The sequence below is a fragment of the Microvirga subterranea genome (assembly GCF_003350535.1).
Lineage (GTDB): Bacteria > Pseudomonadota > Alphaproteobacteria > Rhizobiales > Beijerinckiaceae > Microvirga > Microvirga subterranea.
Genome location: NZ_QQBB01000001.1, coordinates 323,163 through 349,099 on the forward strand (window position 1 = coordinate 323,163; position 25,937 = coordinate 349,099).

General features: G+C 67.1%; 28 protein-coding genes. 14 read left to right on the forward strand and 14 right to left on the reverse strand.

Features of this window, described 5'->3' with window-relative positions; genetic code table 11:
* Positions 1–114 precede the first annotated feature (114 nt).
* Positions 115–579, forward strand: a complete 465-nt coding sequence (locus DES45_RS01420; protein ID WP_114768191.1) for a hypothetical protein — start codon at positions 115–117, stop codon at positions 577–579.
* Positions 580–592: 13 nt separating this feature from the next.
* Here DES45_RS01420 and DES45_RS01425 read toward each other — a convergent pair whose 3' ends face one another.
* The 3 genes from DES45_RS01425 to DES45_RS01435 are packed head-to-tail and all read right to left on the reverse strand — an operon-like array spanning position 593 to position 3,373.
* Positions 593–1,024, reverse strand: a complete 432-nt coding sequence (locus DES45_RS01425; protein WP_170151353.1) for an ATP-binding protein — start codon at positions 1,022–1,024, stop codon at positions 593–595.
* Positions 1,025–1,056: 32 nt separating this feature from the next.
* Positions 1,057–1,392: an STAS domain-containing protein gene (locus DES45_RS01430; protein WP_114768792.1), complete on the reverse strand. Its 336-nt coding sequence runs from the start codon at positions 1,390–1,392 to the stop codon at positions 1,057–1,059.
* The gene (locus DES45_RS01435; protein WP_114768193.1) at positions 1,379–3,373 is read right to left on the reverse strand and encodes a SpoIIE family protein phosphatase; all 1,995 of its coding nucleotides are present in this window, start codon (positions 3,371–3,373) and stop codon (positions 1,379–1,381) included. Before DES45_RS01435 ends, DES45_RS01430 begins: the two co-directional genes overlap by 14 nt.
* 70 nt (positions 3,374–3,443) lie before the next feature.
* Here DES45_RS01435 and DES45_RS01440 point away from each other — a divergent pair, with 70 nt between their 5' ends.
* Both DES45_RS01440 and DES45_RS01445 read left to right on the forward strand, forming a co-directional pair.
* Entirely contained in the window at positions 3,444–4,457 is a 1,014-nt protein-coding gene (locus DES45_RS01440) for an endo-1,4-beta-xylanase (RefSeq protein WP_114768194.1), read from the forward strand.
* Between the two features lie 170 nt (positions 4,458–4,627).
* Positions 4,628–5,128 carry a GAF domain-containing protein gene (locus tag DES45_RS01445; protein ID WP_114768195.1) on the forward strand — a complete coding sequence of 167 codons (501 nt, stop codon included), beginning with the start codon at positions 4,628–4,630 and terminating at the stop codon, positions 5,126–5,128.
* 19 nt (positions 5,129–5,147) lie between these two features.
* Here DES45_RS01445 and DES45_RS01450 read toward each other — a convergent pair whose 3' ends face one another.
* The 5 genes from DES45_RS01450 to DES45_RS24955 all read right to left on the reverse strand — a co-directional run bounded on the left by DES45_RS01450 (position 5,148) and on the right by DES45_RS24955 (position 8,305).
* Positions 5,148–5,936 carry a heme ABC transporter ATP-binding protein gene (locus tag DES45_RS01450; RefSeq protein ID WP_114768196.1) on the reverse strand — a complete coding sequence of 263 codons (789 nt, stop codon included), beginning with the start codon at positions 5,934–5,936 and terminating at the stop codon, positions 5,148–5,150.
* Positions 5,933–6,979, reverse strand: coding sequence for a FecCD family ABC transporter permease (locus DES45_RS01455; RefSeq protein WP_114768793.1), 1,047 nt, complete (start codon positions 6,977–6,979; stop codon positions 5,933–5,935). Before DES45_RS01455 ends, DES45_RS01450 begins: the two co-directional genes overlap by 4 nt.
* Positions 6,980–6,990: 11 nt before the next feature.
* Entirely contained in the window at positions 6,991–7,872 is an 882-nt protein-coding gene (locus tag DES45_RS01460) for a heme/hemin ABC transporter substrate-binding protein (protein ID WP_114768197.1), read from the reverse strand.
* A gap of 11 nt (positions 7,873–7,883) precedes the next feature.
* Positions 7,884–8,054 carry a hemin uptake protein HemP gene (gene hemP / locus DES45_RS25505; protein WP_245429688.1) on the reverse strand — a complete coding sequence of 57 codons (171 nt, stop codon included), beginning with the start codon at positions 8,052–8,054 and terminating at the stop codon, positions 7,884–7,886.
* Positions 8,055–8,143: 89 nt separating this feature from the next.
* Positions 8,144–8,305, reverse strand: a complete 162-nt coding sequence (locus DES45_RS24955; RefSeq protein ID WP_170151355.1) for a hypothetical protein — start codon at positions 8,303–8,305, stop codon at positions 8,144–8,146.
* Here DES45_RS24955 and DES45_RS01470 point away from each other — a divergent pair.
* The 4 genes from DES45_RS01470 to DES45_RS01485 are packed head-to-tail and all read left to right on the forward strand — an operon-like array spanning position 8,304 to position 12,152.
* Positions 8,304–10,448 carry a TonB-dependent hemoglobin/transferrin/lactoferrin family receptor gene (locus tag DES45_RS01470; protein WP_114768198.1) on the forward strand — a complete coding sequence of 715 codons (2,145 nt, stop codon included), beginning with the start codon at positions 8,304–8,306 and terminating at the stop codon, positions 10,446–10,448. The genes DES45_RS24955 and DES45_RS01470 overlap by 2 nt on opposite strands.
* 35 nt (positions 10,449–10,483) lie before the next feature.
* Positions 10,484–10,822: a heme-degrading protein HmuQ gene (gene hmuQ / locus DES45_RS01475; RefSeq protein WP_114768199.1), complete on the forward strand. Its 339-nt coding sequence runs from the start codon at positions 10,484–10,486 to the stop codon at positions 10,820–10,822.
* An 8-nt stretch (positions 10,823–10,830) separates the two neighbouring features.
* On the forward strand, positions 10,831–11,355 hold the full coding sequence (gene hutX / locus DES45_RS01480) for a heme utilization cystosolic carrier protein HutX (protein WP_114768200.1): 525 nt from the start codon (positions 10,831–10,833) through the stop codon (positions 11,353–11,355).
* Positions 11,356–11,393: 38 nt separating this feature from the next.
* On the forward strand, positions 11,394–12,152 hold the full coding sequence (locus DES45_RS01485) for a HugZ family pyridoxamine 5'-phosphate oxidase (protein WP_114768201.1): 759 nt from the start codon (positions 11,394–11,396) through the stop codon (positions 12,150–12,152).
* Positions 12,153–12,161: 9 nt separating this feature from the next.
* On the opposite strand, the gene DES45_RS01490 is transcribed toward DES45_RS01485, so the two are convergent.
* The 6 genes from DES45_RS01490 to DES45_RS01515 form a co-directional block, all read right to left on the reverse strand.
* A complete protein-coding gene (locus DES45_RS01490; RefSeq protein ID WP_114768202.1) occupies positions 12,162–13,685 on the reverse strand; it encodes a carboxypeptidase M32 in 1,524 nt (507 codons plus the stop codon).
* Positions 13,686–13,703: 18 nt separating this feature from the next.
* Positions 13,704–14,708 carry an ABC transporter ATP-binding protein gene (locus DES45_RS01495; protein WP_114768203.1) on the reverse strand — a complete coding sequence of 335 codons (1,005 nt, stop codon included), beginning with the start codon at positions 14,706–14,708 and terminating at the stop codon, positions 13,704–13,706.
* Complete coding sequence (locus tag DES45_RS01500; protein ID WP_114768204.1) at positions 14,660–15,679, reverse strand: ABC transporter ATP-binding protein; 1,020 nt, start codon at positions 15,677–15,679, stop codon at positions 14,660–14,662. The genes DES45_RS01495 and DES45_RS01500 overlap by 49 nt, the downstream gene beginning before the upstream one ends.
* Positions 15,676–16,587, reverse strand: a complete 912-nt coding sequence (locus DES45_RS01505; RefSeq protein WP_114768205.1) for an ABC transporter permease — start codon at positions 16,585–16,587, stop codon at positions 15,676–15,678. The genes DES45_RS01500 and DES45_RS01505 overlap by 4 nt, the downstream gene beginning before the upstream one ends.
* Positions 16,584–17,558: an ABC transporter permease gene (locus DES45_RS01510; RefSeq protein ID WP_114768206.1), complete on the reverse strand. Its 975-nt coding sequence runs from the start codon at positions 17,556–17,558 to the stop codon at positions 16,584–16,586. The genes DES45_RS01505 and DES45_RS01510 overlap by 4 nt, the downstream gene beginning before the upstream one ends.
* A 167-nt stretch (positions 17,559–17,725) precedes the next feature.
* Positions 17,726–19,306 (reverse strand): ABC transporter substrate-binding protein, encoded by a 1,581-nt coding sequence (locus DES45_RS01515; protein WP_114768207.1) that lies wholly within the window; start codon positions 19,304–19,306, stop codon positions 17,726–17,728.
* A 96-nt stretch (positions 19,307–19,402) separates the two neighbouring features.
* Between DES45_RS01515 and DES45_RS01520 the strand changes: the two genes are divergently transcribed.
* The 7 genes from DES45_RS01520 to DES45_RS01550 are packed head-to-tail and all read left to right on the forward strand — an operon-like array spanning position 19,403 to position 25,911.
* The gene (locus DES45_RS01520; protein WP_170151356.1) at positions 19,403–20,479 is read left to right on the forward strand and encodes a GntR family transcriptional regulator; all 1,077 of its coding nucleotides are present in this window, start codon (positions 19,403–19,405) and stop codon (positions 20,477–20,479) included.
* An 11-nt stretch (positions 20,480–20,490) separates the two neighbouring features.
* On the forward strand, positions 20,491–21,171 hold the full coding sequence (locus tag DES45_RS01525) for a creatininase family protein (RefSeq protein ID WP_342633496.1): 681 nt from the start codon (positions 20,491–20,493) through the stop codon (positions 21,169–21,171).
* A complete protein-coding gene (locus DES45_RS01530) occupies positions 21,171–22,190 on the forward strand; it encodes a ketopantoate reductase family protein (protein WP_114768210.1) in 1,020 nt (339 codons plus the stop codon). The genes DES45_RS01525 and DES45_RS01530 overlap by 1 nt, the downstream gene beginning before the upstream one ends.
* Positions 22,187–22,942, forward strand: a complete 756-nt coding sequence (locus DES45_RS01535; protein WP_114768211.1) for an SDR family NAD(P)-dependent oxidoreductase — start codon at positions 22,187–22,189, stop codon at positions 22,940–22,942. The genes DES45_RS01530 and DES45_RS01535 overlap by 4 nt, the downstream gene beginning before the upstream one ends.
* Before the next feature lie 41 nt (positions 22,943–22,983).
* On the forward strand, positions 22,984–23,883 hold the full coding sequence (locus DES45_RS01540; protein WP_114768212.1) for a polysaccharide deacetylase family protein: 900 nt from the start codon (positions 22,984–22,986) through the stop codon (positions 23,881–23,883).
* The gene (locus tag DES45_RS01545; protein WP_114768795.1) at positions 23,883–24,938 is read left to right on the forward strand and encodes a DmpA family aminopeptidase; all 1,056 of its coding nucleotides are present in this window, start codon (positions 23,883–23,885) and stop codon (positions 24,936–24,938) included. Before DES45_RS01540 ends, DES45_RS01545 begins: the two co-directional genes overlap by 1 nt.
* 4 nt (positions 24,939–24,942) lie before the next feature.
* Positions 24,943–25,911 (forward strand): isoaspartyl peptidase/L-asparaginase family protein, encoded by a 969-nt coding sequence (locus DES45_RS01550; RefSeq protein ID WP_114768213.1) that lies wholly within the window; start codon positions 24,943–24,945, stop codon positions 25,909–25,911.
* Positions 25,912–25,937 lie beyond the last annotated feature (26 nt).

Genomic DNA, 25,937 nt, shown 5'->3' on the forward strand with positions numbered 1-25,937 from the left:
CATGGAGACCTCTCGCTTGCCTGACGTGCTCTTCCGCTCCTCCAGCCCTGGCATTTCGTCGTCCGGGCTCACCTGTCCGTCGCCGAATCCTGCCGTTTCGAGGGGGGCCGCGCGGTGACGTTCAAAGAGGGCCTTCTCAAGGCGCGTGGGCAGATCACGTTCGTCGTGGCGCTCGCGGTGTCCACCGGAATCATCATCTATCTGGAGGCGCTGGATACGGAGGCACGCATCCAGGCGCGCGTGGCCGCCGAGATGTCCCGGCAGAAAGTCGCCGCGACGCCGGCGCCGCAGCCTCTGCAGGCCGCGATCGAGACGGCTCTACGCGAGGCGCAGGCCTCCTATGCGTCGGATCCGGGAGCCGCGGCCAACAGAGCGGCTCTCCTGGCATCCGTCTCGAGTGCGGTGCAGCTCGGCGTCCTGGACCCCGAGGACGGGTTTTCCCGCATCCGCAAGGTCCTGGACGAGATGGAGCAAAGGCCGGGCGAGCGAACCTCGGCTCTCGTGTCGGCCCTGGGCGTCACAGCGGTCGCGTTCCCGACGCTTCAGGACCGCATCGCCCGCCTGTCTTCCGCCTCGTAGGGGAGGACCGGCGTCAGGCGACGCGCTTGATCATGCGCAGGCGATTCTCGCCGCCTTCCGACGTGTACTCGACCTCATCCATGTTCATCTGGATGAGGGCAAGTCCCATGCCGCCTTCGGGCACCTCGTCGAGATTGGTCTCGTCGAACGCGAACCGCTCCTCGGAGGCTTGGTCCAGAAGCTCGGTCCGCATCGGGGAGGCGTGATCGATGACGTCGATCACCACCTGGTCCTTGTGCAGGACGACATGGACTTCCACGTCCTGGCCGGGCTGTCCCTGGTAGCCGTGCTTGATCACGTTGTTGATCGCTTCGACGACGCTGATCTCCACCGCATCGGCATCATCGGTGGAAAGAAGCCCGGAGCAGACGCCCCGGACGGCCCGGGCGATGTGGGCGACCTTGTCGAGGTCGCTGTCGATGGAAAGGCTGATTGAGGAGGCCATTCTGGTGCTTTCGCCTGTCTTACCGGGGCGCATCAGGCAGAGAGCTGCGCGACGGCCGCATCGACCGAGTCGTGAAGGGTGAAGACCTTGTCCATGCGGGTCAGCGTGAACAGGCGGCTGACGGCCCCCTTGGCGCCCGCGATGGCGAGATTGCCGCGCGGCCCGAGGCGCTTGAGACAGGAGACGATCGCCCCGAGGCCGGAGCTGTCGACGAAATCGACGCCGCTGAGATCCAGAACGAGCTGATTCTGCCCACTCTCGATGCACTTCGTCATCTCGTCCTTGAACAAAGGAGCCTTGCTGGCATCCACGCGTTTTTCCCCGACATGGACGACGAGCACGTTGTTCCTGAGCTCAGACGTGAGCATGGGCATTTGTCCTTTCGTTTAACCGTTCCAGCATGAGAACGCTCAGATCATCGTCCAGCCTCTCAGAGCCGCGCCAATTCCGCAATGTTTGATCGACCTGGTCGAGGAGGAGCGTCGTCGAACCTCGGGAATGCTCGCGCACCAGCTGGCGCAGGCGCCCTTCGGAGAACTGTTCCCCGGCCGCGTTCTCGGCCTCCACGAGTCCGTCCGAATAGACCAGCAGCCGGTCGCCCGGGCCGAATGCGAATTCCAACCTCTCGTAGGACACCGTCGAGACCATCCCGACAGGAAAGCCTCCCTCGCCGATCGGTTCCACGGAACCATCGGACCGGATGAGCAGCGGGTGCGGATGCCCCGCCTGGACGATGGCCCCGCGCCGGGTCCGGGGATCGATTTCCCCGACGATCATCGTGAAATACGGCAGGTCCTCCGGCCAGTCGCCGTTGATGCGTTCGACGAGTTCCTCCAGGTGCATGCCGTCGGACTTTGTGAGGAGGGCCTGCGACAGGATCTGGTGCGACGCGACGGACACCATGGCGGCGGGCGCTCCATGGCCGGCCACGTCCACCTGGAAGAACCCGACGCCCCCGTCGCTGCGCCGGACGACATTGTAGGTGTCACCGGCGATCAGGCTCGACGGGCGGAAGAGCCCGCGATACTGCACGTCGCCCAGGATCGCGGGCGGCGGCAGCATGGTGGACTGGATCACGGCGGCGGCTTCGAGGTCCCTGCGCAGCTGACGGTACGCATCCTTGAGTCGCGCATGCAGCATCTCCTTGTCCTGCTGCGCCCGCTGCCGCCGGATCGCATTGGCCTTGAACACGCGCAGCGTGTCGCCCATTTCGCCGATCTCGTCGGTCCGGGCGTGGCGGGGCAGCGGCGCCGAAAGGTCGTTCTCGGCAAGCCGCAGCATGGTGGCGTTCAGCTCCTCCAGGGGGCGGACCACCCGCAGGCGGACGACCAGGATGCTGGCAGCAACGGCCGCGATGCCGCCCAGGAGCAGGCCCGACCAGAGCAGGACCGACCGCCGGGCCGCCGCGAGCTCCCCTTCGAGACGCTGACGCGAACTCTTCAGCAGCTCCTGCTGCATCGCGGCAACACGCTCGAGCGCCCCGCCCGCGATCTCGTACCACTGGTCGGATCCGATGGCGGGGCGGACGCCGCCGCTCAGCGCCGCCAGGAATGTCCGCTGCAGCGGCCCCAGCGTGGCGCCGTATTCTTCCTGGGCCGCAGCGATGGCCGCCTTCACGGGCTCGCTCAAGGGAGCATTCAGCTGCCCCTGGACGAGATCCCACGCCAGGTCGGCCCGCCCCGCATTGCGGCTGACAGTCTCGACTTCCGTGGCCCCCACCCCGCCCGGACGGCTCAAGGCCCAGGTCAGCAGGGCCTGGTTCCGCGCGATGCTCTCGCTGATGACGCCCCCATAGGTCCGCAGCACGGCCTCGGCCCGCAGGGCCGGCTCCAGCGGCCGCTCCTGCTGCAGCAGGGTGAGGCGGAAGGATTGGACCTCCTCAATGAGCCGGGTGGCCTCCTGGAACCATCGCGGCACGATCTCGGCTCCGCGGCGGTCCGGGTCCGCCGCCAGATGCTCGTCGGCCTGCCGGCGCAGCCTTGCAAGGTCCCGCTTGACCCCTTCGAGCGAGGACAGGCTCCGGGCCGAATCGCGCAGAGACGCCTGACGGCTCGTGATCTCCCGCTCGGCCCGCTCCAGGGTCTCATCGACCCGACGACGCGCCGCAAGCAGGTCCTCCCGCCGTCCCGGCTCGTCGTCGGACCCGATGAGCAGCATCACGGTCCGGCTTCGCTCGTCGCCCAGGGCGTTGGCATTGAGCAGAAGCGGCTCGCGGACCGCATTGGAGGCCTCTACGCGTTGAGCAGCCTGGTATTGAAGGGTCTCCGCCCGAATCTGAACCGCCACGGCGACGAGCAGGGCCGCGCCGAGGAAGGCCGTCAGGATCAGGAGAATGTAGCGGATTTTCATGGAGAGGCGATCGGACGGCGACTCGGGCTTATGGTGGGATTCGCAGGATTAGGAAAATTCAGACGGTACGATGACATCGCTCATACATGATCCGGCCAGCCTGCGCGAGGCCGCAGCACGTCATGGCCTGCTCTATGGGGCGGCCCTCGGCACGGCCGACCTCGATGTCGAGCGCCTCCGACGCATCGTGCTGCGCGAATGCAGCCTCCTCAGCCCCGAATACGAGATGAAGTGGGACCACATCGGCATCCGGCCGGATTACCGGGCCGGCGACCGGCTGGTGGCCTTCGCGGCCGAGCACGCCCTGGCGGTTCACGGCCATGCTCTGTGGTGGCACGGATCGGTTCCAGCTCCTCTGAAGGGCGCCTCCCGACAGGCTTTTGCCGCCGCGGCCTTGCGGCACCTGACGGCCACGGTCCGGCGCTATACAGGACGGATGCATTCCTGGGACGTGGTCAACGAGCCGCTGGAGGAGGAGCCCGGCGGACGTCCGGACGGCCTGCGTCCCACACCCTTTCTCGACGCCCTCGGGCCCGACTACATCGCCGTCGCGTTCCGGAATGCCGTCGAGCTCGACCCCGGGGCGGTCCTGGTCCTCAACGAGATGGGCCTCGAATACACGTCCCCGGAGGCCGACAGGAAGCGCCGGCTGATGCTCGCGCTGCTCGAACGGCAGCTGGCCGACGGAACCCCGATCCACTGCCTCGGGCTTCAATCCCATCTCGATGCGGTGGATCAGCCCCGCCGCCATCCGGAGCTGCGGGCCTTCCTGAGGGAAGTGCGGCAGATGGGACTGGGCGTGATGATCACGGAGCTCGACGTCAGCGACCGCCATTGTCCGCGGGATCTCCGGCGGCGGGACGCCATGGTGGCGGACGTCTACCGGGCGCATGTGGAACTCGTGCTGGAGGAGAGCCGCACGCTCGCCGTGACCACATGGGGTCTCGACGATGGCCGGTCCTGGCTCGCGGAAGGGCGGCCGCGGCCGGACGGGGCGGCGGTGCGGCCCCTGCCCTTCGACAGGGCCCTGCGGCGAAAGCCGGCCTGGCGCGCCCTGAAGGAGGCCTTCCTGCGATTTCGGTAACGGTCGGGGCGCCGGCGTCCCGGGAAACCGTTAACCGCGACGGTATCGCGCCCGCGTGACGTGCTACCGAAGTCGTCCTGGATCGGTTATCCAGAGGAGGCAAAGGGATATTGACCTTTGCCGACAGGCCGGGCGTTACCGAACCAAGCACGCGCAGAGGATCGAGGTCGATGGTTTTTCCAGTCGGACCCAACGAGGAGGAGCGCCTGAGAGCCCTCCTGGAGACCGGCATCCTCGATACGGCGTCGGACCCGGCCTTCGACGCCGTCACGGCCGAGGCCCGGGCGCATTTCGGCGTGCCCATGTGCCTGGTCACGCTCATCGACCGCGACCGGCAGTGGATCAAGTCCGCGCAAGGGGTCTGCATCCCGGAGACTCCGCGCGACATCGCCTTCTGCAACTACACGATCCTCAGCGACGAGGTCTTCGTAGTCGAGGATGCGCTGGCCGACGAGCGCTTCAGGACCAATCCCGCCGTCACCGGCGAACTCGGCGTCCGGTTCTATGCGGGCGCTCCGCTGATCTACATGAAGAACATCCGACTCGGGGCCCTGTGCCTGCTGGACACGAAGCCGCGTACCTTCTCCCGTGGGGACCGGGCCGAGCTTCTCCTCTTCGCAGACCGGATCGTGGCGGAGATCGCGGCCCGCGAGTTCAACAAGATCCCGTAAGGGTCGGCAGGAGCCGGCTTCATTCGGTGGCCAGCCGCCAGGGATGCGGCGGAAGTGTCGGTGCGGTCAGGCTTACGCCGAACACCTCGGCGAGACGATCCTCCGTGAGCACCTGATAGGGGGCCCCACAGGCGACGAGCCGCCCGGCATGCATCAGGGCGAGTGTGTCCGCCACCCCGGCCGCAAGCTGCAGATCGTGCAGCACCGCCAGCACCGCAAACCCCTCTCCAGCAAGACGCCGGGCCTGAGCCAGGAGAGCGAGCTGGTGCTTCAGATCGAGGCTCGCGATCGGCTCGTCGAGAAACAGGATCTGACGGGCCTCGACGCTCCGGCCCGCCTTCAACTGCGCCAGGACGCGCGCGAAATGCACCCGCTGGCGCTCGCCCCCCGAAAGCGTCTGGTAGTTGCGTCCCGCGAGATGAGCGACATCGGCATCTGCCATGGCCTCGTCGACGAGCCGCTCACGGTCCGGTCGCGACAAGCCCCGACCGATTCCCTCGACGCCGAGGCCCGCCACTTCGACGGCCTTGAAGGGGAAGCCCAGGTCGGAGGCCTGCGGCATCACCGCCCGCAGATGCGCCAGCCGCCATGCCGGGATCGACCGGACAGGGCAGCCGTTCAACAGGACGGCTCCGTCGGTCGGCGCAAGCTCGCCGCACAGAAGCTTCAGGAGCGTCGACTTGCCGGCACCGTTGGGGCCGATGACGACCGTGAAGGTTCCGGCCTCGAGCGAGAGATCGACCTTGTCGACCAGAAGACGCCTGTCGGCCGCGAATGAAACCTGCCTCGCCCCGAGGATCGTGCTCATGACGAAACGCCTCCCTGGCGGCGCAGCAGGAGCCAGAGGAAGAACGGCGCACCGATCGCGGCGGTCAGGATTCCGATCGGCAGCTCCGCCGGCGCAGCAATGGTGCGGGCGACCGTGTCCGCACCGACCAGCAGCGCTCCGCCGAGAAGCGCGGAGGCCGGCAGCAGGAAACGGTGATCGGGCCCGGCCATGAGGCGCAGCACGTGCGGCACCACGATGCCGACGAACCCGATCATGCCGGCGCTCGCCACCGATGCGCCGACGGACACCGCCACGAGCAGGATCGCGAGCGCCTTCACGCGCTGCACCGGGATGCCGAGATGGAAGGCTTCCGCCTCCCCGAGAGAGAGCGCGTTCAATCCGCGCGCAAGGAAAGGCGAGGCGATGAGCATCGGCAGGATGAGCGGCGCGACCGTTGCGACCTTGACCCAGCTCGCGCCGCTGAGGGAGCCCAGCGACCAGAACGACAGGTCGCGTAGCTGCCGGTCGTCGCTCAGGTACGAGAACAGCCCCATGACGGCGCCGGCGAGGGCACCGAACGCCACGCCAGCCAGCAGCATGGTGGCGATCGAGGTCCGTCCGCTGCGCGTTGCCACGAAGTAGAGTCCGAGCGTGGTCAGAAGGCCGCCCGCGAAGGCGCCGACCGGGAGGATTCCAAACGGAAGCGGGCCTACGAGCGGCACGAGCAGCGCGTCGCCCAGCACGATCGTCGCGGCCGCGGCCAGCGCAGCGCCGGCCGAGACGCCGACGAGGCCCGGATCGGCCAGCGGATTGCGGAACAGGCCCTGCATGAGCGCGCCGGACACGGCGAGCGCCGCACCGATCAGAAGGCCGAGACACAGGCGCGGCAGCCTAACCTGAAGCACGATCAGCGCGTCGCCGCCCGCTGCTCCCGCAAGCGCTGCGGCGACGCGCGCGAGCGGGATACCGGTCGCTCCGAGGCTCATGGCCAGAACGCACATGGCGACGAGCAATCCGATCAGTGCAGTGATGAGGGGCCATCGGCGGACATGATGCCGAGAGCGACGCGACGGCACACTCATGGCGAGCGCGATCATGGCCGGGCGATCTGCCGTGCAGCGGCCGGAAGATCGGGGTGAAGCGCCGCCATCAGCTCCTGCGCGGCCTGTGGCGTGCGCGGTCCGAAGCCCAGCAGGTAGAGCCCGTCCATTACCACGAGCCTGCGACCGGCGGCGGCCGGCGTGGCCGCGAAGGCCGGCAGTGCGAACGGGTCCTGCGCCTTGCCGCCAGGCCCGTGCTCCATCATGACGATGGCCTCGGGCGCTGCCGCGATCAGTCCTTCGTCCGAAAGGGGCTTCCAGCCTTCGAGGGACGAAGCCGCATTTTCGGCGCCAGCCAGCGCCAGCATCGCGTCGGCCGTCGTGCCTCTTCCGCCGACCATCGGCCGGCCGTTCTGGAGCGACAGGATGAAGAGCGTGCGGACGGGCCGCTGCACCTGCGCGCGGTTCCCGGCGAGCCGCGCGAAACCGCCTTCGACCTCCTCCACCAGCGCTTCGCCCCTGTCGCCTGCCTCGACGGCCTTCGCGACCTCCCGGATGCGGCGGATGATGCCCGCTGCGCTCGGCGTGTCGGGAACGCGCACGACTATAACGCCGGCCTGCTCGACGAGACGGATGGCGTCCGGCGGGCCGGCGCCGTCGATCGCGATCACGAGGGACGGATTGAGCGACAGGATCCCTTCTGCTCCGAGGGCGCGCACATATCCCACGTTCGCCTTCGTCCTGAGCGCGTCGGCGGGATACTGGCTCGTGGTGTCGACGCCGACGATCTCGCCGTCATGGCCGAGCCGATAGAGGATCTCGGTCACGGCGCCGCCGATGCTGACGATGCGGGGCAGTTTGGCCGCCCCAACGGAGGACGAGGCGAGCACCAGGGCGGACGACAAGAGGAATCTGCGGCGGGACAGGTTCGTCATGATGGGATCCCTTACTTCGTGAGAATGAGCTTGCCGTTTGCCGTGACCCGCAGCCGGTATCGCTCGCCGCGGTGGAGGAGTACCACCTCGCGGGCGTTGCCGATCAGGGTCATCACATCGATCTCCCTGACGGCTGCGGGCTTGGGCGCGACCGCATCGGAGGGCGGAGGCAAGTTCTGCACGACGTTCTCCAGTTTTTATGTCTTCTAAAGTACCGAAAATTCTGTAACTTTGATGTATTCGCAGTTTAGAATAATGTAAAACTGCGTTTTCACAGCTCGATATTGACGGCGTTACTCGATTTGGATAACGGATGCAAACCCTCTTCGACAGAGGATGAGTTGTAGCCAGCCAGCGCGAGCCTGATTTCTCCGCGAGCCAGCCAGTCGTTCAACAAAGCTCCATCAAAGACTGGAATCGTCAGGATGATCATGTTCCTGCGCGAAGGGCTTCGCGCGTCCACTTCACCTCTTGCCCTTCTCGTGCTCGTGCCGCTCGCCGGTGCGCCCTTCACGTCGGCAGCGAAAGCCCAGAGCGGCCCGTCCGCTCCGGCGGCGGTCGAGGGAGATGTGCTGGAACTCGACACGATCACGGTGACGTCGGGCAAGACCGAGGACAAGGTGATCAACGACCTTGCCGGATCGAGCGTGGTCACGCGCCGGCAGATCGATCTGTTCCAATCGTCCCGAATCTCCGACGTTCTCCAGGGCGTCCCAGGCGTCGCCGTGCAGGAGACCGGAACGGACCCGGGCCAGGCAGTCAACATCCGCGGCCTTCAGGATTTCGGCCGGGTGAACGTGCTCGTGGACGGTGCGCGCCAGGACTACCAGGTGAGCGGCCATGGGGCGAACGGCACCTTCTATCTCGATCCCGAGCTGATCGGGCAGGTGGACGTGGTGCGCGGCCCGGTCTCGACCGTCTACGGGTCCGGCGCCATCGGCGGCGTCGTCTCGTTCCGCACGCGGACGATCGACGACATCCTCAAGCCCGACGAGCGATACGGCGCGGTCCAGAAGTTCGGCGCCGGAACGAACGGCGCGGGATTCCTCACCAACAGCATGGTGGGGGCGCGCATCGGCACGGCTGCGGACGTGTTCGGCCAGTTCCTCTACCGCAACACGGGCAACTATCGCGACGGCAACGGCGACACGATCCGAGATTCCGATTCCGAGCTGACCTCGGGTCTGTTCAAGTTCAACCTTTACCCGGCTGACGGCCACACGGTGAGCGGCTCCGCCCTGCTGCAGAACTACGACTTCGCCAATAACGGCGACACCGGCACGGGAACGCGGTTCCGGAACGACGTCACGGCCAACACTTTCACGCTCGGCTATCGCTTCAGCCGCCCGGACATCCAGTGGTTCGACCTGAACGTGAAAGCCTACTACACCACCACCGAGGACCGGAAGCGCGTCGTCACGCCGAGCCGGACCTACGGCAGCCTGGGCGTGAAGCCCGGCGATCCGCTGAACTACAGCATGGATACGGCTGGCTTCGACATCAGCAACACCGCCCGATTCGAGACCTTCGGCCTCGGCCACGCCCTCACCTTCGGCATCGACGGCGCACAGGACCAGGGCAAGACGGACGACCGGGCCGGCGGCTACGGCTCGGCCTTCACGCCCTCGGGCGAACGCCGGCTCTTCGGCGGCTTCATCCAGGACGAGGTCAGGGTGACGCCCTGGCTGCGCGCCATCGGAGCCCTGCGCTTCGACGGCTACGATCTGAACGGCGGCGGCATCGGCTCGGACGGATCGCGCGTCTCGCCCAAGATCACGGTGGGCGTCGCGCCGGTCCAGGGCATCGAGTTCTACGGCACATATGCGGAAGGCTACCGCGCACCCTCGATCACCGAGACCCTGATTCAGGGGGCGCACCCCTACCCGGTCTTCAACATCCTGCCGAACCCATCCCTGAGGCCCGAAGTGGCGCACAACCTCGAAGGCGGCGTCAACGTCCAGTACGACAACGTGCTGCGCGACGGCGACAGCTTCCGCGCCAAGGCGTCGGTGTTCCACAACGAGATCGACGATTACATCGACACGGTCGCGGTCGGCCCTGTCTACAACGTGCCGGTCGTTCCGGGCATGCCGGTCTTCGTCTGCAACTTCGTGCCTACGCTCTGCGCCATCCCCATGCGGGACCAGCAGTATCAGAACATCGCCAAGGCGCGCCTGCAAGGAGCGGAGCTGGAGGCTGCTTATGATTGGGGCGGCGGCTTCGTGAGCCTCGCCGGCACCATCATCGACGGTAGGAACGAGGTCACGGGCGATCCGCTCAATTCGGTGCTGCCGAATCGGATCAGCACGACGGTCGGGCTGCGCCTCTTCGACGACAAGCTCACGGTCGGAACCCGCCTGACCTTCTTGGACGATGCCCAGCTCGCCGTCACGAATCCGACAAAGGGCTATGGCCTCGTCGATCTGTTCGCGTCCTACCGCTACGACGAGAACATCAGCGGCGACGTCAGCATCCAGAACGTGTTCGACCGGCAGTACACCCAATACCTGAACAGCAACGCCAGTCCCGGCCTCACGGCCAAGTTCGGCCTGACGGTCAAATTCGCCAGCCGCTAAGTCACTGACACCCAACGATGAGGAGTGCACATCCGATGTTCATCGCCATGAACCGCTTCAAGGTCCTGAAAGATGCCGCGCAGGAGTTCGAGCAGCGCTGGCTCACGCGGGAGAGTCATCTGCACGAGCTCGACGGCTTCGTCGAGTTCCACATGCTGCGCGGGCCGGAGCGTGAGGATCACGTGCTCTACTCCTCGCACACGGTCTGGGCCACGAAGGCGCATTTCGAGGCCTGGACCCGCTCGGAGCAATTCCGCGCCTCCCATACCCGTGCAAGCACCGGCTCCAACAAGCCGCTCACCCTCGGGCACCCGGAATTCGAGGGCTTCGAGGTCATCCAGACCATCGGGTCGCTCCCGAAGGCGGCGGAGTGAGTGCAGCCATGGCCCAAGTCTCTCCCCTCGCTCGCCCGGAGGACCGGATTCGCGCGCAGCTCGCCGCGAAGCCCGACGGTGTCCTCGAGACCATCGCGGCCGATGTGGGCGTGCCGCTCGCGGACGTCCTCGCGTGCCTTCCCGAGGGCGCGTCCGTGCCGGCGGACGGCTCCGCCTTCGAGGAGATCTGGAAGGATCTGGTGGCCTGGGGCGAGATCACCTTCGTGGTCCATACCCGCGACGGCGTCTTCGAGTGCAAAGGCGGCATCCCGTCGGGTTCTTTCGGCCGCGGCTACTTCAATGTCCACGGCGACAGCCCGATCGGCGGGCACCTCAGGGCCGATCGCTGCCAGTCGATTCATTTCGTCGACCGCCCCTTCTTCGGCAAACGCTCCTGCTCGGTGCAGTTCATCAACCTGGAGGGCGAGGCCATGTTCAAGGTCTTCGTCGGCCGGAACGGGGACCGGAGCCTGAAGACGGAACAGCTTGCCCGCTTCGAAGCTTTACGCGACAGAATGGCCGCACGCTCATGAATGCGGCCGTTTCCTGGGCCGCAGGGGAGAAAGATGGCATGAAGGATCCGACGCTGCCGGTCGACAACGAGGCCCGCCAGATCGCCAAGACCCTGATGCGCACGGCGCGCTCGGGCGCGCTTGCCACCAACGATCCCGCGGCGGGCTTTCCCTTCGCCAGCCTCGTGGCGGTTGCCACCGATCTCGACGGATCGCCTCTGATCCTCACGTCGCAGCTCTCGGTGCATACCAAGCTGCTCGAAGCCGACAACCGCTGCTCCCTGCTGCTGTCCGCCTCCGGCAAGGGCGATCCGCTCGCCCATCCGCGCATCACCCTGCCGGCCGAAGCGAAGCGGATCGAACGCGGGACGGCCGAGGGCGACCGGATCCGTCGCCGCTACCTGGCGCACCAGCCGAAGGCCAGCCTTTACGTGGACTTTCCGGACTTCTCGTTCTGGCGCCTCGACGTCACGTCGGCGAGCCTCAACGGAGGCTTCGGGCGCGCCTACCGGATGGACCGGACCGACGTGCTGACGTCGCTCGACGGACTGGCCGACCTCGTCGAGATGGAGGCCGGCGCCGTCGAGCACATGAACGACGACCATGCCGATGCGGTCGCGCTTTATGCGGCGCGCCTGTGCGGCGCCCGCGAAGGCGCATGGCGCCTGTCGGGGATCGATCCGGAGGGAATGGTGCTCGCACTCGGGGACGAGATCGTGCGCCTCACCTTCCCCGAGCCCCTGAAGAGCGGGGCGGAGCTGCGGCCCCTGCTGGTCCGGCTGGCGCAGGAGGCGCGCAGCCGGACGCAGCAAGGCTGAGGCGTCGCTTTACGACGCGTATTTGCCCTGGAGATAGGCGAGATAGGGCGCGGGATCGAGGCCGCGGCCCGTCTCGCGCACCAGTAGCTCGTCGCGCATGAAGCGGCGGCCGTGCTGCCAGATCTTGCCGCGTAGCGCGTCCGCAAGACCAGCATAGTCTCCCGCATCGACCGCCGCGTCGAGGCCTACATCCTGCCGGCGCAGGGTCTCCATGACCTGGGCGGCCATGACGTTGCCGATCGTGTATGTCGGGAAGGAGCCGATGTAACCCGTCGACCAGTGCACGTCCTGGAGCACGCCCTTGGAGTCGTTCGGCACGTCGAGGCCGAGATCGCGCTTGATGGCGGCATTCCAGGCGGCCGGCAGGTCCGCCACGGGCAGCGAGCCGTCCATGAGGGCGCATTCGATGTCGACGCGCAGCATGATGTGGAAATCGTACGTCAGCTCGTCCGCCTCGACCCGGATGAAGCCCGGCTCCACGCGCGTGACGGCGCGGTAGAACTCCTCCGCGCTCACATCGCCGAGCTGATCGGGGAAGTGCCGCTGCAGCTCCGGGAAATGCAGCTGCCAGAAGGTCCGGCTGCGCACCACGTGGTTCTCCCACAGGCGCGACTGGGATTCGTGCGCCCCAAAGCTCGTGCCCCCGACCGCATAGAGGCCGACGAGGTCAGTCGCCAGCGTCGTGCGGGTATAGGCCGGGTCGACGCCCTGCTCGTAGAGTCCGTGGCCTGTCTCGTGGGCGGTGCCGAAGAGGGAGGCCGGAAGATAGTTGCGGTTGTAGCGGGTCGTGATCCGCACGTCGTTGCGGGTGAACGACACCTCGAACGGATGCACCGTCGTGTCGAGACGTCCGCGCTTCAGGTCGTAGCCGAGCTTTTCGGCCATGCTCAGCCCGAAGGCCCGCTGCCCCTCCTCGGGGAATTCGCGGAACAGGAAGTCGGAGCGCGGCGCCGGGCGCGAGCGCGCAGCATCCAGGATCGGCTGCATGCTGGAACGCAGAGTCGCGAAGAGGCGCTTGAGGCTGGAAGCCGTCTCGCCCGGCTCGTAGATCGACACCATGGCGTCGTAGGGGTGCTCGCTCCAGCCGATGCAGTCCGCATAGGCGCGGGAGAGCTCCACGGTCCTGGCGAGGTGGGGCGCAAAGATCGAGAAGTCGCTCTTGGCGCGCCCCTCGATCCAGGCCGCCTGCGCCACCGTGCGAAGAGCCGCCCGCTCCTGAATGAGGGAGGCCGGGACGCGGCGATGATGCTCGAAGGCATGACGCGTCTGCGCCACGATCCGCCGCTCCGGCGCATCGTCGGGCAGGCTCTCGATGGCCCGCTCGGCATTGCCGAGCGCCGCCTCTGTCTCCGACGAGAGCAGGAGGTCGCGCGCCACCCGCGTGAGGGTCGCGATCTGCTGGCCGCGCGTCTCCGCGCCGCCCGGCGGCATCATGGTGCGAGAGTCCCAGGTGAGGACCGAAGTGGCGTTGAGCACGTCGTTGACGGCGGCGACGCGCTCGTTGAGCGCGGCAATGGAGGCTTGCTGGGTCATGTCACGGGATTTCTGCGGTTATTCGGTGCCGCCGGTGTTGAGATGGCAGGCCGAGAAGCGGCCGGGGCCGATCGCGGCGAGAGGCGGAGCCTCGCGCTTGCAGCGCGGGCCTGCGAAGGGGCAGCGGGGATGGAAGTGGCAGCCGCTCGGCGGATGAAGCGGCGACGGGATCTCGCCCGCGATGGGCCGGAAGTTCTTGCGGCCGACGCCGACGCGCGGAACGCTCTCGAACAGGGCCCGCGTGTAGGGGTGGTTGGGCGCCGCATAGAGTTCGGCCGTCGGCGCGAGCTCCACGATGCGTCCGAGATACATGATCGCGACCCGGTCGGAGACGTGACGCACCACGCCCAGATCGTGGCTGATGAAGATCGCCGTGAGGTCGAGGTCCTGGCGCAGGTCCATGAACAGGTTGAGCACCTGCGCTTGGATCGACACGTCGAGCGACGCGACCGGCTCATCGAGGACGAGCAGATCCGGCTTCATGGCGAGCGCGCGGGCGATCGCGATGCGCTGGCGCTGTCCGCCCGAGAACTGGTGCGGGAAGCGGCGGCGATAGCTCGGGTCGAGGCCGACGCGTCCCAGCATGTCGGCCACGTAGGAATCGGCGTCGCGCGACTTCACGATCCGATGCGTAATCGGGCCTTCCGCCACCGTGTCGCCGATGCGCATGCGCGGATCGAGGCTCGCGAAGGGATCCTGGTGCACCATCTGCACCCGCGTCGTGAGCTTCTGGGTGTGGCGGCCCTGCTCCCTCGCGACGGGCTTGTCGTCGAACAGGATCTTGCCGTCGCTCGGCGCGTAAATGCCGGCCACGATGCGCCCGAGGGTGGACTTGCCGCAGCCGGATTCGCCCACGAGGCCGATGACCTCGCCCTTGCGGATCTTGAGGCTGACGTCGCTGACGGCACGGACGATCTCCGTGTTGCGGCCGGCGCCGATGAGGCCCGCGATGCGCTCCCCGAGGCTCGGGCGCTTTACGAAGCGCTTCGATACGTGGTCGATGTCGAGGAGAGCGGCTGACATTTATCGGTCTCGATCGGGTAATGGCAAAGGGCGGTGCGTCCGTCTCCGAAGTCTTGGACGGGCGGCGTGGTGGTGCAGGCGGGTCCTGCCCTGAAGCAGCGCGGCGCGAAGGCGCAGCCCGGCGGCAGGTTGGCGAGCGACGGCGTCGACCCCGGAACCTGCGGCAGACGCGTTCCGGGCTCGTGCTCGGCCGGCACGGAGGCGAGGAGTCCCGCCGTGTAGGGATGACGCGGCGCGGCGATCACGTCCGCGGCCGCACCGGTCTCGACGACGCGGCCCGCATACATGACGCAGATGTCGTCCGCGAGGCTCGACACAACGGCGAGGTCGTGCGTCACCCACACGAAGGCAGTGCCGGTCTCGTCGGCGAGACGGCGCACCTCGGCGAGGATCTGGCCCTGGATCGATACGTCGAGCGCCGTGGTCGGCTCGTCCGCGATGATCACGGCCGGGTTGTGCAGGAGCGCGATGGCGATGGCGACCCGCTGGCGCATGCCGCCGGAGAGCTGGTGCGGATAGGCGTCGAGACGCTCTTCCGGGCTCGGGATGCCGACCTTGGCCAGCGCGTCGCGGGCACGGGTCCAGGCCACCTTGCGGGAGACGCGGTCATGGGCGCGCACCGCCGCGATCATCTGCGTCCCGATCTTGAGCACCGGGTTGAGGGTCATCATGGGGTCCTGGAACACCATGGCGACCTGCGCGCCGCGCACGCGGCGGATGGCCTCGCCCTTGAGCTTGGTGAGGTCCTGGCCGTTGAGCAGCACCTGGCCGCCGGCGACCTCGCCCGGGGCCTCGATGAGGCCGAGGATCGAGTAGCCGGTGACGCTCTTGCCGGAGCCGGATTCGCCCACAAGGCCGAGGATGCGTCCGCGGCCGACCTCGAAGCTGACGCCGTCGACGGCCTTGAGGATGCCGGCCCGGGTGTGGAACTGGGTCCGGAGGTCTTTGACGCGAAGGACGGGCTCGCTCATCGGCTGCGCCTCGGGTTCAGGACGTGACGCACCTGGTCGCCCACGAGATTGATGGCGACGACGGTCAGCATCAGGGCGATGCCGGGATAGATCGAGATCCAGTAGCGGCCCGAGAGCAGGAACTGGAAGCCGTTGGAGATCAGCGACCCCAGCGACGGCTGGGTCAGCGGCAGCCCGAGGCCGAGGAACGACAGGGTGGCCTCCAGCGCGATCGAGTTCGCCACCTGCACGGTCGCCACCACGATCAGCGGCGGAAGCGCGTTCGGCAGGAGGTGGCGGAACAGCACCTGGCGGGCCGGCAGCGGCGTCGACAGGGCCGCCTCGATGTAGTCCTTGCGGCGCTCCGCGCTCGCCGCGCCGTGGGTCGTGCGGGCGAAATACGCATATTGTGCGGCAACGAGCGCCGTGACGAGCTGCGGCAGGCCCTGTCCGAGCATGGCGACGAGCACGAGCGCGAGAAGGATCGCCGGCAGCGAGAGCTGCAGGTCGATGACGCGCATGATGATCGCCTCGATCCGGCCGCCGTAATAGGCCGCGATGAGGCCGACCGTGGCGCCGAGCACGAGCGCGAAGGTTCCGGCCATCACGCCGACGATCAGGCTTGTGCGCAGACCGTAGAGGATGGCCGAGTACACGTCGCGGCCGGCGGCATCCGTGCCGAGCCAGTGAACGTAGCCGCCCGACCCAACTTCACCGGGCTCGAGGCGGGCGTCGAACAGGTCGAGCGTCTGCTGGTTGTAGGGATCCTGCGGCGCCACGAGCGGCGCAAGGACCGCCATGAGCACCACCGAAACGATGACGATGAGCGCCGCGACCGCAACAGGGCTCTGCTTAAAGTCGGACCAGAAATTGCCGAGCCGGACCCAACGGGTCTCGGCCGGAGCGGAGATGGCGGGAGAGCTGCTCATGAGGCGGCCTTCACACGGATGCGCGGATCGAGCTGGCCGTAAATCAAATCGACTACGAGATTGATCACGACGAACAGGAACACGACGAGGATGAGGTAGGCGACCATCACGGGCCGGTCGAGCACGGTGATGGAGTCGATGATGAGCTTGCCCATGCCGGGCCAGTTGAACACGGTTTCGGTCACGACCGCGAAGGCGAGCGTCGAGCCGAGCTCGAGGCCGAACACGGTGACGATCGGAATCGAGATGTTCTTGAGAACGTGCAGGCCCACGACCTTGCTCTCCGACAGGCCCTGGGCGCGGGCGAAGCGCACGTAGTCTGAGCTCATCACCTCGATCGTGCCCGCCCGGGTGAGGCGGATCAGGAGGCCGAGCTTGAACAGGGCGAGGTTGAAGGCCGGCAGGATGATGTAGCTCCAGCCTTCGAGCGACGTGATGGAGAGCGGCATGCCGAGCACGTTCGTCACCGGCCCGCGGCCGCCGGAGGGCAGCCAGCCGAGCTCGACCGCGAACATCATGATGAGCAGCAGGCCGACCCAGAAGGTCGGAACGCTGAAGCCGAGGACCGAGAACGCCATGATGGCGCGGGCCGACAGGGAGTCCGGCTTGTAGCCGGCCCAGAGACCGAGCGGGATGCCGAGGCACGTGGCGATCATCATCGCCGTCAGGGCGAGTTCGAGGGTCGCGGGGAAGCGCGACCAGATCAGGCTAAGCACCGGGAGGCGATAGATGAACGACTCGCCGAGATCCCCGTGCAGCATGTTGTTCATGAAGATGAAGTACTGCTCGATGAGGGGACGGTCGAGGCCGTAGCGATGGATCAGCGCCTCGCGCAGGGCCTGGTCCGAAGCGGGATCGATCATCACATCGATCGGGTTTCCGATGGCGTAGACGCCCAGAAACACGATGATCGACATCGCGATAATGACCAGGAGCGCCTGAAGAATGCGCTGGATGAGAAATCCGATCATGCTGTCTCGCGCATGGTTTTGAAAATGCCGTCAGGCGAATGGGAACACTGAGCCTGACAGGGTGACGTCAAAAAGATTGTCCGGAGCGCCGCGATTTCGTGAGAAACCGAAGCGACTCCGGAAGAAGGACCGGCCGGGCTGCCCCTCCCGGCCGGCAGAGTGTCGGATCAGCTCTTCGGCTTGATCTCATAGGCCAGCGTCTCCTGGTCGACGCGGGCCGGGATGGTCATCATGCCCTTCTTGGCCGCCCAGACGGTCTGGAGCTGCACGGTCGGGATGAGGGCGCGGTCGTTCATGGAGACTTCCGTCACCTTCTCGAAGAGCGCACGGCGCTTCGCGTCGTCCATGGTGCGGGAGCCTTCCTGCAGGAGCTTGTCGACCTCGGGGTTCGAGTAGCCCTGCTTGTTGAAGGCGCCAAGACCCGTAGTCGGATCCGCCGTATGCACGAGCGAGCCATAGGTGTAGCTCGCCTCGCCGGTCAGGGTGCCCCAGCCGCTCATCCACAGGGAGAACTCGCCCTTCTGCTGGGCCGGGAAGAACACCGTGCCGTTCAGCGCGTTGGCGTTCACCTTCAGGCCGGCGCGGGCCCACATCTGCGAGAGCGCTTCGCACACTGCCGAGTCGCCGGGCAGGCGGTTGTTGGTGCAGTGGAAGTCGATCTCGAAGCCCTTCGGGTAACCGGCGTCGGCCAGGAGCTGCTTGGCCTTGGCGAGGTCGTAGGGACGCTCGGGCAGGTTCTTGCTGCCGCCGAAGAAGCTCGCGGGCATCAGCTGGTTAGCCGGACGGCCCAGACCTTCGAGCACGACGCGCACGAGCGTTTTGCGGTCGATGGCAAGGTCCATGGCCTCGCGCACCTTGGGGTCGCGCAGCGGGTTGGCGTCGATTTCCTTGCCGTCGACCTTCACCTTGCGCGGCAGGGTCTCCTTCACGTTCGGCGTGAGGTTCAGGAAGTAGACCGAGTCAGCCACGAAGGTGTCGACCGACTTGTCGCGCTGCATCGCGGCGTAGTCGGTGGCCGGAACGTAGTTGACAAGATCGACCTGGCCGGACTTGAGGGCCGCCATGCGGGCCGGATCGTTCGGGATCTCCTTGCGGACGACCTTCTGCCACGGCTGCTTCTCACCCCAGTAGCCGTCGAAGCGCTCGAGCACGAGATCGCCCTTGGGCTCCCAGGAGACGAACTTGTACGGGCCCGTGCCGATGGCGGCCTTGCCGGAGTTGAACTGCTCGTTGCGGGCCTCCGCGCCGATGCTCTTAGACACGACGAAGAGGCGGATGAAGTCGTTCGGCAGCGTCGGGGCCGGCTTCTTGGTCTTCACGTGCAGGGTGTACTTGTCGGCGACCGACGTGGACTCGACCTGCTTCGTGTAGATCGTCATGCTCATCGGGCCGGTCACGACCGGGATGCGGTCGATCGAGAACTTCACGTCCTCGGCGGTGAGCTCGGACCCGTCGTGGAATTTCACGCCCTCGCGGATCTTGAATTCCCAGGTGGTGTCGTCGATCGGCTTCCAGGACGTCGCGAGACCGGGCTTCAGCTGCAGGTTCTCGTCCGCCATCACGAGCGTATCGAAGATGTGGCGCAGGGCCTCGGCCTGGCTGCCCAGGGTCGACCAATGCGGGTCGATCGAGTCGGGACCGGCGCGCAGGCCCATGGTGAGTGTCTGCGCCGAGGCCGCGCCGCTCAGCGTCGTTCCGAGAAGGAGGGCTGCGACCAGCGCCCCGCCAAGCTTGAAAGTTTGTTTCACTGCATATCCCCTCTTGCTAATGACCTTACTTTTCGTTCAAGGTGTTCTTGTCGATTAGAACGGTAGGTCACCGCGTCAATTAAAGTCAACTGCGACGTGATTAAAACTCAAACATACTCTGCCGTTTCCGTAGGCAACTGTAATAATGAAGCGGAACAGACGCCCGAGGAGCGGATTCTGGCGAGCCTTGCGAATGCGCTCGACCGCACGCTTCCGGTGCCTCTCGGCATCCAGCTGCGCGGACTGATCGAGTTCGGCATCGCACTCGGCGAACTACCGGTGGGACAGCGCCTGCCTTCCGTGCGCGAGTTGGCCGAGCGCGCCGGGATCGCCAACATGACCGTCGCGACGGTCTACCGGGAACTGCGGCACGCAGGGCTGATCGAGTCCCGTCCCGGCGCCGGCACCTATGTGGGCGAGGGTCATCTCGGCGACGGCGTGCGCACCACGGCCATGCGCAAGATCCAGGCGCGCATCGAATCGCTGTTCGACGAGGCCGAGCAGCTTGGACTTGCGCCCTCCGTCGTGTCGTCGCTCGTCAATGCCCGCGCGGCGCGCGGCCGCACGCCGACCCGCCCCGTGCGCCTCGTGATGGTGGGCAACTTCATCGACACGACGCAGCAATATGCCGATCGCATCCAGGAGTATCTCGGCCCGGGAGACACCATCGCGGTGACGACAGTCGATGGTCTGCAATCGGGTGAAGCCTTCCCGCAGCCCTGCGACATCTGCCTCACGCTCGCCCACCGCCGCAATGAGGTCGAGCACCTGATCCCGACCGGCATTCCGGTCGTGGGCCTCAGCTTCATTCCGGCCGAGGACACGCGCAAGCTCCTCGCCACCATCGACCCGATGGCCCGGGTCGGCATCGTGTCGATCTTCCCCACCTTCATGGCTCTGATGAAGCCCGGCGTGCTGCGCTTCGCGCCTCACGTCTCCGACGTCGACGTCCGCCTTATCACGGCGCCCGACCTCAAGGCCTTCCTGGCCTCCGTCGACGTCGCCATCTACGCCAGCGGCGCGGAGGCGACCGTCAAGGAGTTCCTGCCGCAGGGACGGCAGGCCATCGAATTCCGATACGTGCCCGATCCTCACGCCATCCGGCAGACCCTTCTGCCGGTGATCGAGCGGCTGCGTTCGGCAACGAATCAAAACGAGGACCAACTTTCATGAAAATCAGCGAGATGAATTGGTTTCAGGTCGAACAGTACCTGAAATCGGACGACCGCGCGGTCGTGCCGCTCGGCTGCACGGAGCAGCACGCCTACCTGAGCCTCTCCGTCGACAGCATCCTGGCGGAGCGCGTCGCGACCGAGGCCGCCGAGCCTCTCGGCGTGCCGGTTTTCCCGGTCGTCGGCTACGGCATCACGCCCTATTTCATGGCCTATCCGGGCACCGTGTCGCTGAAGGCAGACACGTACCTGCGCATGCTGACCGACATCCTCGACTCGCTGCGCCGCACGGGCTTCCGTCGCATCCTGTTCGTCAACGGCCATGGCGGCAACACGCCGGGCCACACGGCGGCGATCGAGTGGATGGGCCAGAACCCGGATTGCCGGGTCAAGTTCCACAATTGGTGGAACGCGCCGAAGACCTTCGAGAAGGTGAAGCAGATCGATCCGGTCGCCTCGCACGCCTCCTGGATGGAGAACTTCCCCTGGACGCGCCTGCCCAACATCGCGCAGCCCGATCACCAGAAGCCGATGGTGGACCTCGACCGCATGCGCACCTTCGGGCCCGAAGGCGTGCGCGAAATCCTCGGCGACGGCAATTTCGGCGGCCGCTACCAGCGCTCCGACGAGGACATGAACGCCATCTGGTCCGTCGCCATCGATGAAACCCGCGCACTGATCGAGAGCTGGTGATGACGAACGAAAACACGATCCTGATCTGGGGCGCCGGCGCCATCGGCGGAACGCTCGGCGCCTACCTGATCCGCGCGGGCGAGGACGTGGTGCTCGTCGACATCGTCGCGCCGCACGTGGAGGCCATGAACCGGGACGGCCTCGCCATCGAAGGCCCGGTCGAAACCTTCCGCCAGCCGGTCAAGGCGCTGACCCCGGATCAGGTAACCGGCCGCTACAAGCGCATCATCCTGGCCGTGAAGGCGCATCACACTCGCGATGCGGTGCGCGCCCTTAAGGATCATCTGGCCGACGACGGCTCCGTGCTGTCGGCGCAGAACGGGCTCAACGAACTCGTCATCGCCGAGGAGATTGGCGCCGAGCGCACCGTGGGCTGCTTCGTGAACTTCGGGGCGGACTGGCTCGAGCCCGGCCGCATCCTGTTCGGCAACCGCGCCGCCGTCGCGGTCGGCGAGATCGACGGCCGCATCACGGAGCGCGCGAAGGACTATCATCGCCTGCTCTCGATCTTCGAGCCGAAGGCGGTGCTCACCGACAACATCTGGGGCTATCTCTGGGGCAAGCTCGGCTACGGGGCTCTCCTGTTCGTCACCGCCCTCACCAATGCCTCCATGTCGGAGAACCTGGCCTCCGAGAAACACTTCCCGGTGTTCCGCCGCGTCGGCCAGGAGGTCATGGCGATTGCCAAGGCGCGGGGCGTGAGCCCGCTCGGCTTCAACGGCTTCGACCCCGAGGCCTTCATGCCGGGCGCGAGCGAGGAGGCGGCGCGCCGTTCCGTCGCCGACATGGCGGAATTCAACCGCCACACGGCCAAGACCCATTCGGGCATCTGGCGCGACCTCGCCGTGCGCAAGCGCAAGACGGAGGTCGATGCGCAGCTCGCCATCATCGCCGATCTCGGCGACGAGGCGGGCATCCCGACCCCTGCCCTCAGAAAGCTCGTCGGACTGATCCACGACCTCGAAGACGGCCGTCGCGAACTCTCCTGGTCCACTCTTGATCTGATGCTCGAACCATGAAGCTCGATTTCACCAATCGTCGCGCCGTCGTGACCGGCGCCGCCCAGGGTATCGGGCGCTCCATCGTTCAGGCTCTCGCAGCGGAGGGCGCCCAGGTTTGGGCGCTCGACCTCGACGCCGAGGGCCTGCGCGTCGCCGCGGAGGCGGGCGCCAGGGCGACCCGGACCCTCGACCTCGCCGACCGCTCGGCGGTGTCGGACGTGATGAACGAAATGGCCGCGGACCTCGGGGGCATCGACATTCTGGTCAACTGCGCCGGCGGCGTGCGCGGCCAGGTGGCGAAGCCGATCGAGGAGGTGAGCGAGCAGGACTGGCTCGTTCTGTTCGAGGCCAATGTGCATGGCGCGTTCTATTGCTCGCAAGGAGCGGCGCCGCACATGAAGCGCCAGGGCTTCGGCCGGATCGTCAATATCTCGTCCGGCGCGGGCCTGCGTCCGAGCCTGACCGGGATCCAGGCCTATACGGCCTCGAAGCACGCTCTCGTCGGGCTCACCAAGCAGCTGAGCTTCGAGCTCGGCCCCCATGGCGTCACCGTGAACAGCGTCGCCCCGGGCTTCGTGCTGTCGAACCCGGCGACGCAGCGCCAGTGGGAGAGCTACGGTCCCGAGGGACAGGCGCGGCTGGTGGAGAGCATCCACACCCGGCGCCTCGGCCGCCCGCAGGACATCTCGGACGCGGTGCTGTTCCTCTGCTCCGATGCCGCCGCCTGGATCTCCGGGCAGATCATCTCCGTCGACGGCGGACGCTCCTGAGGCCGGCTTGCGCCGGCTTCACAACAACAAAGGGAAGGCCCATGAATGACATCAGCAGCAGCCAGCCGTGGAGCTGGGACGAGAGCACCTGGCGCACCAAGGTCGAGCACGTCCGGGCCGGGCGCTCCCTGAAGCCCGCCCGCTGGAAGAACGGCGCGCGCTGCGCCGTCGCTCTCTCGTTCGATTCCGACCACGAGACCAACGAGCTGCGCGACGGCGGCCGGTCCATCGGGCGCATGTCGCAGGGCCAGTACGGCAACCGGCAGGGCGTTCCCCGCATCCTCAATGCGCTCGCGAAATACGACGCAAAGGCCACCTTCTTCGTGCCCGCGGTCGCCGCGCTCCTCTACGAGGACGAGCAGCGCCGGGTCGTGGCCGAGGGCCACGAGATCGGCATCCACGGCTGGATCCACGAGCTCAACAGCCAGCTTCCCTACGAGATCGAACGCGACCTGATGTTCCGGGCCACCGACACCCTGGAGCGCGTCACGGGCGTGCGCCCCGTAGGCCTGCGCACCCCGTCCTGGGACTTCAGCCCCGACACGCTGCGCATCGAGCGCGAGCTCGGCCTCCTCTACGATTCCTCCCTCATGGCGGACGACGACCCCTACGAGCTCGTCGAGAAGGGCGAGCCGACCGGCATCGTCGAGTTGCCGGTGGAGTGGATCCGCGACGATGCGGTCTATTTCAACATGCACCGGTTCAACGGCCTGCGCCCGCACACGCCGCCGACCGCCGTCTACGACATCTTCTTCCGCGAGTTCGAGCGGGCCTACGAGGAAGGCGGCCTGTTCCTCCTCACTATGCACCCGCACGTGACCGGCTACCGCTCGCGCATCTGGATTCTCGAGAAGCTGCTGGAGGAGATCACGCAGCGCTCGGACGTGTGGATCGCGACCCATGCGGAAGTCGCCGCTTACGTGAAGCAGGAATGCGCCTGATGAGCGGGCCCCGCCGCGCCCGGGACTTCGGCCTCGCCTGCGGCGCGCTGCCCGCAGGCCCGCGCAACAGCATCTGTGACGTTCCGGGCGTGCGGGTTGGCCATCGCACCCTGAACCAGGGCGAGCTCCGCACCGGCGTCACGGCCATCGTGCCGCACGACGGCAACCTCTACCGCGACAAGCCGGTGGCGGCGGTGCATGTGCTCAACGGCTTCGGCAAGAGCGCGGGTCTGGTGCAGGTCGAGGAGCTGGGCGTCATCGAGACGCCGATCCTCCTCACCAACACCCTGTCGGTCGGCACCTGCTGCACGGCGCTCGTCCGCCAGGCGATCGCCCGGAACCCGGATATCGGCCGCGAGACCGCCACCGTGAACCCGGTGGTGTTCGAGTGCAACGACGGCTATCTCAACGACATTCAGGCCCTCGCCGTCACGGAAGACGACGCGCAGGCGGCCCTTGCCGGAGCCTCATCCGATTGCACCGTCGGCGCGGTCGGCGCCGGCTGCGGCATGAGCACCTTCGGGTTCAAGGGCGGCGTCGGCACGTCCTCGCGCCGCCTCGACCTCGACGGCCGCGACTTTCATCTCGGTGTCCTGGTCCTGTCCAATTTCGGCCGTGCCGGCGACCTGCGGCTGCCGGACGGAACGCGCGCGTCGCCCGAGATGGCGGACACCGAACCCGCAGCCGAGAAGGGCTCCATCATCATCGTGGTGGCGACCGACATCCCGCTGAGCGACCGGCAGCTCAAGCGCGTGATCCGCCGCTCCGGCGTGGGGCTTGCGCGCCTCGGCTCGTTCTGGGGCCATGGTAGCGGCGACATCGCGCTCGGCTTCACCACCGCCAACCGCCTGTCGCACGACGAGAAGACGGCGCTCGTGACAATCGACATCCTCAACGAGAACCGCATCGACCTCCTGTTCGAGGCCATGGCCGACGCGACCCAGGAGGCCGTGCTCGACGCCCTCGCGGCGGCCGGCCCCATGACCGGCCGCGCCGGTCATCATCGCCCCGGACTCGCGGAAGTCCTCACCCACCTTCCTTCGACGAAAGCCTGAACCCATGACGTCCACAGCCGACAATGATTTCGTCCTCGCCGTTCACGGCGGCGCCGGCACCATCCTGCGCAGCAAGATGACGCCCGAGCGCGAGGCGGCTTATCACGCGGGCCTGCGTCGCGCGCTGGATGCCGGGCGCAAGGTCCTGGCCGAGGGCGGCACGGCCCTCGACGGCGCGACCGCCGCCGTGATGGCGCTGGAGGACGAGCCCCTGTTCAATGCGGGCCGCGGCGCGGTCTACACCTCCGCCGGCAAGCAGGAGATGGATGCCGCCGTCATGGCCGGCCGGGACCGGGCGGCCGGTGCGGTGGCGGGGATCTGCGGCCCGCGCAACCCGATTCTCGCGGCCCGCGCCGTGATGGAGCATTCGGGCCACGTGTTCCTCATCGGCGAAAGCGCGATGCAGTTCTGCCGCGACCGGGGACTGGCCTTCGAGGAGCCCTCCTACTTCTTCACCGAAGCTCGCTGGCAGGCCCTGCAGGACACCCTCGCCATGCGCCGCAGCGGCCAGGAGGACCAGGACGAGTCGCGCAAGCACGGCACGGTCGGGGCCGTCGCGCGCGACCGCCACGGGAATCTCGCCGCCGCGACCTCGACGGGCGGCATGACGGCGAAGTCACCGGGCCGCGTCGGCGACAGCCCGGTGATCGGCGCCGGCACCTGGGCCGACAACGAAACCTGCGCGATGTCAGGCACCGGACACGGGGAGATCTTCATCCGCTATGCGGCGGGCCACGAGATCGCTTCGCGCATGCGTTACGCGAAACAGTCCCTGGACGAAGCCACGCGCGCGGTGGTGATGGATCTGCTGGCGCCTGTCGGCGGATCCGGTGGCATCATTGCGGTCGACCGGACCGGCGCGGTGTCGCTGCCGTTCAACTGCTCCGGGATGTACCGAGGCTACGTGCGCGGCGACAATATCCTGCGGACGGCGATCTACGACGAGCCCTTCGTGGAGCTCCGCCAGGACTGAGCCTGCCGAAACCGGCGCTTCGCCCC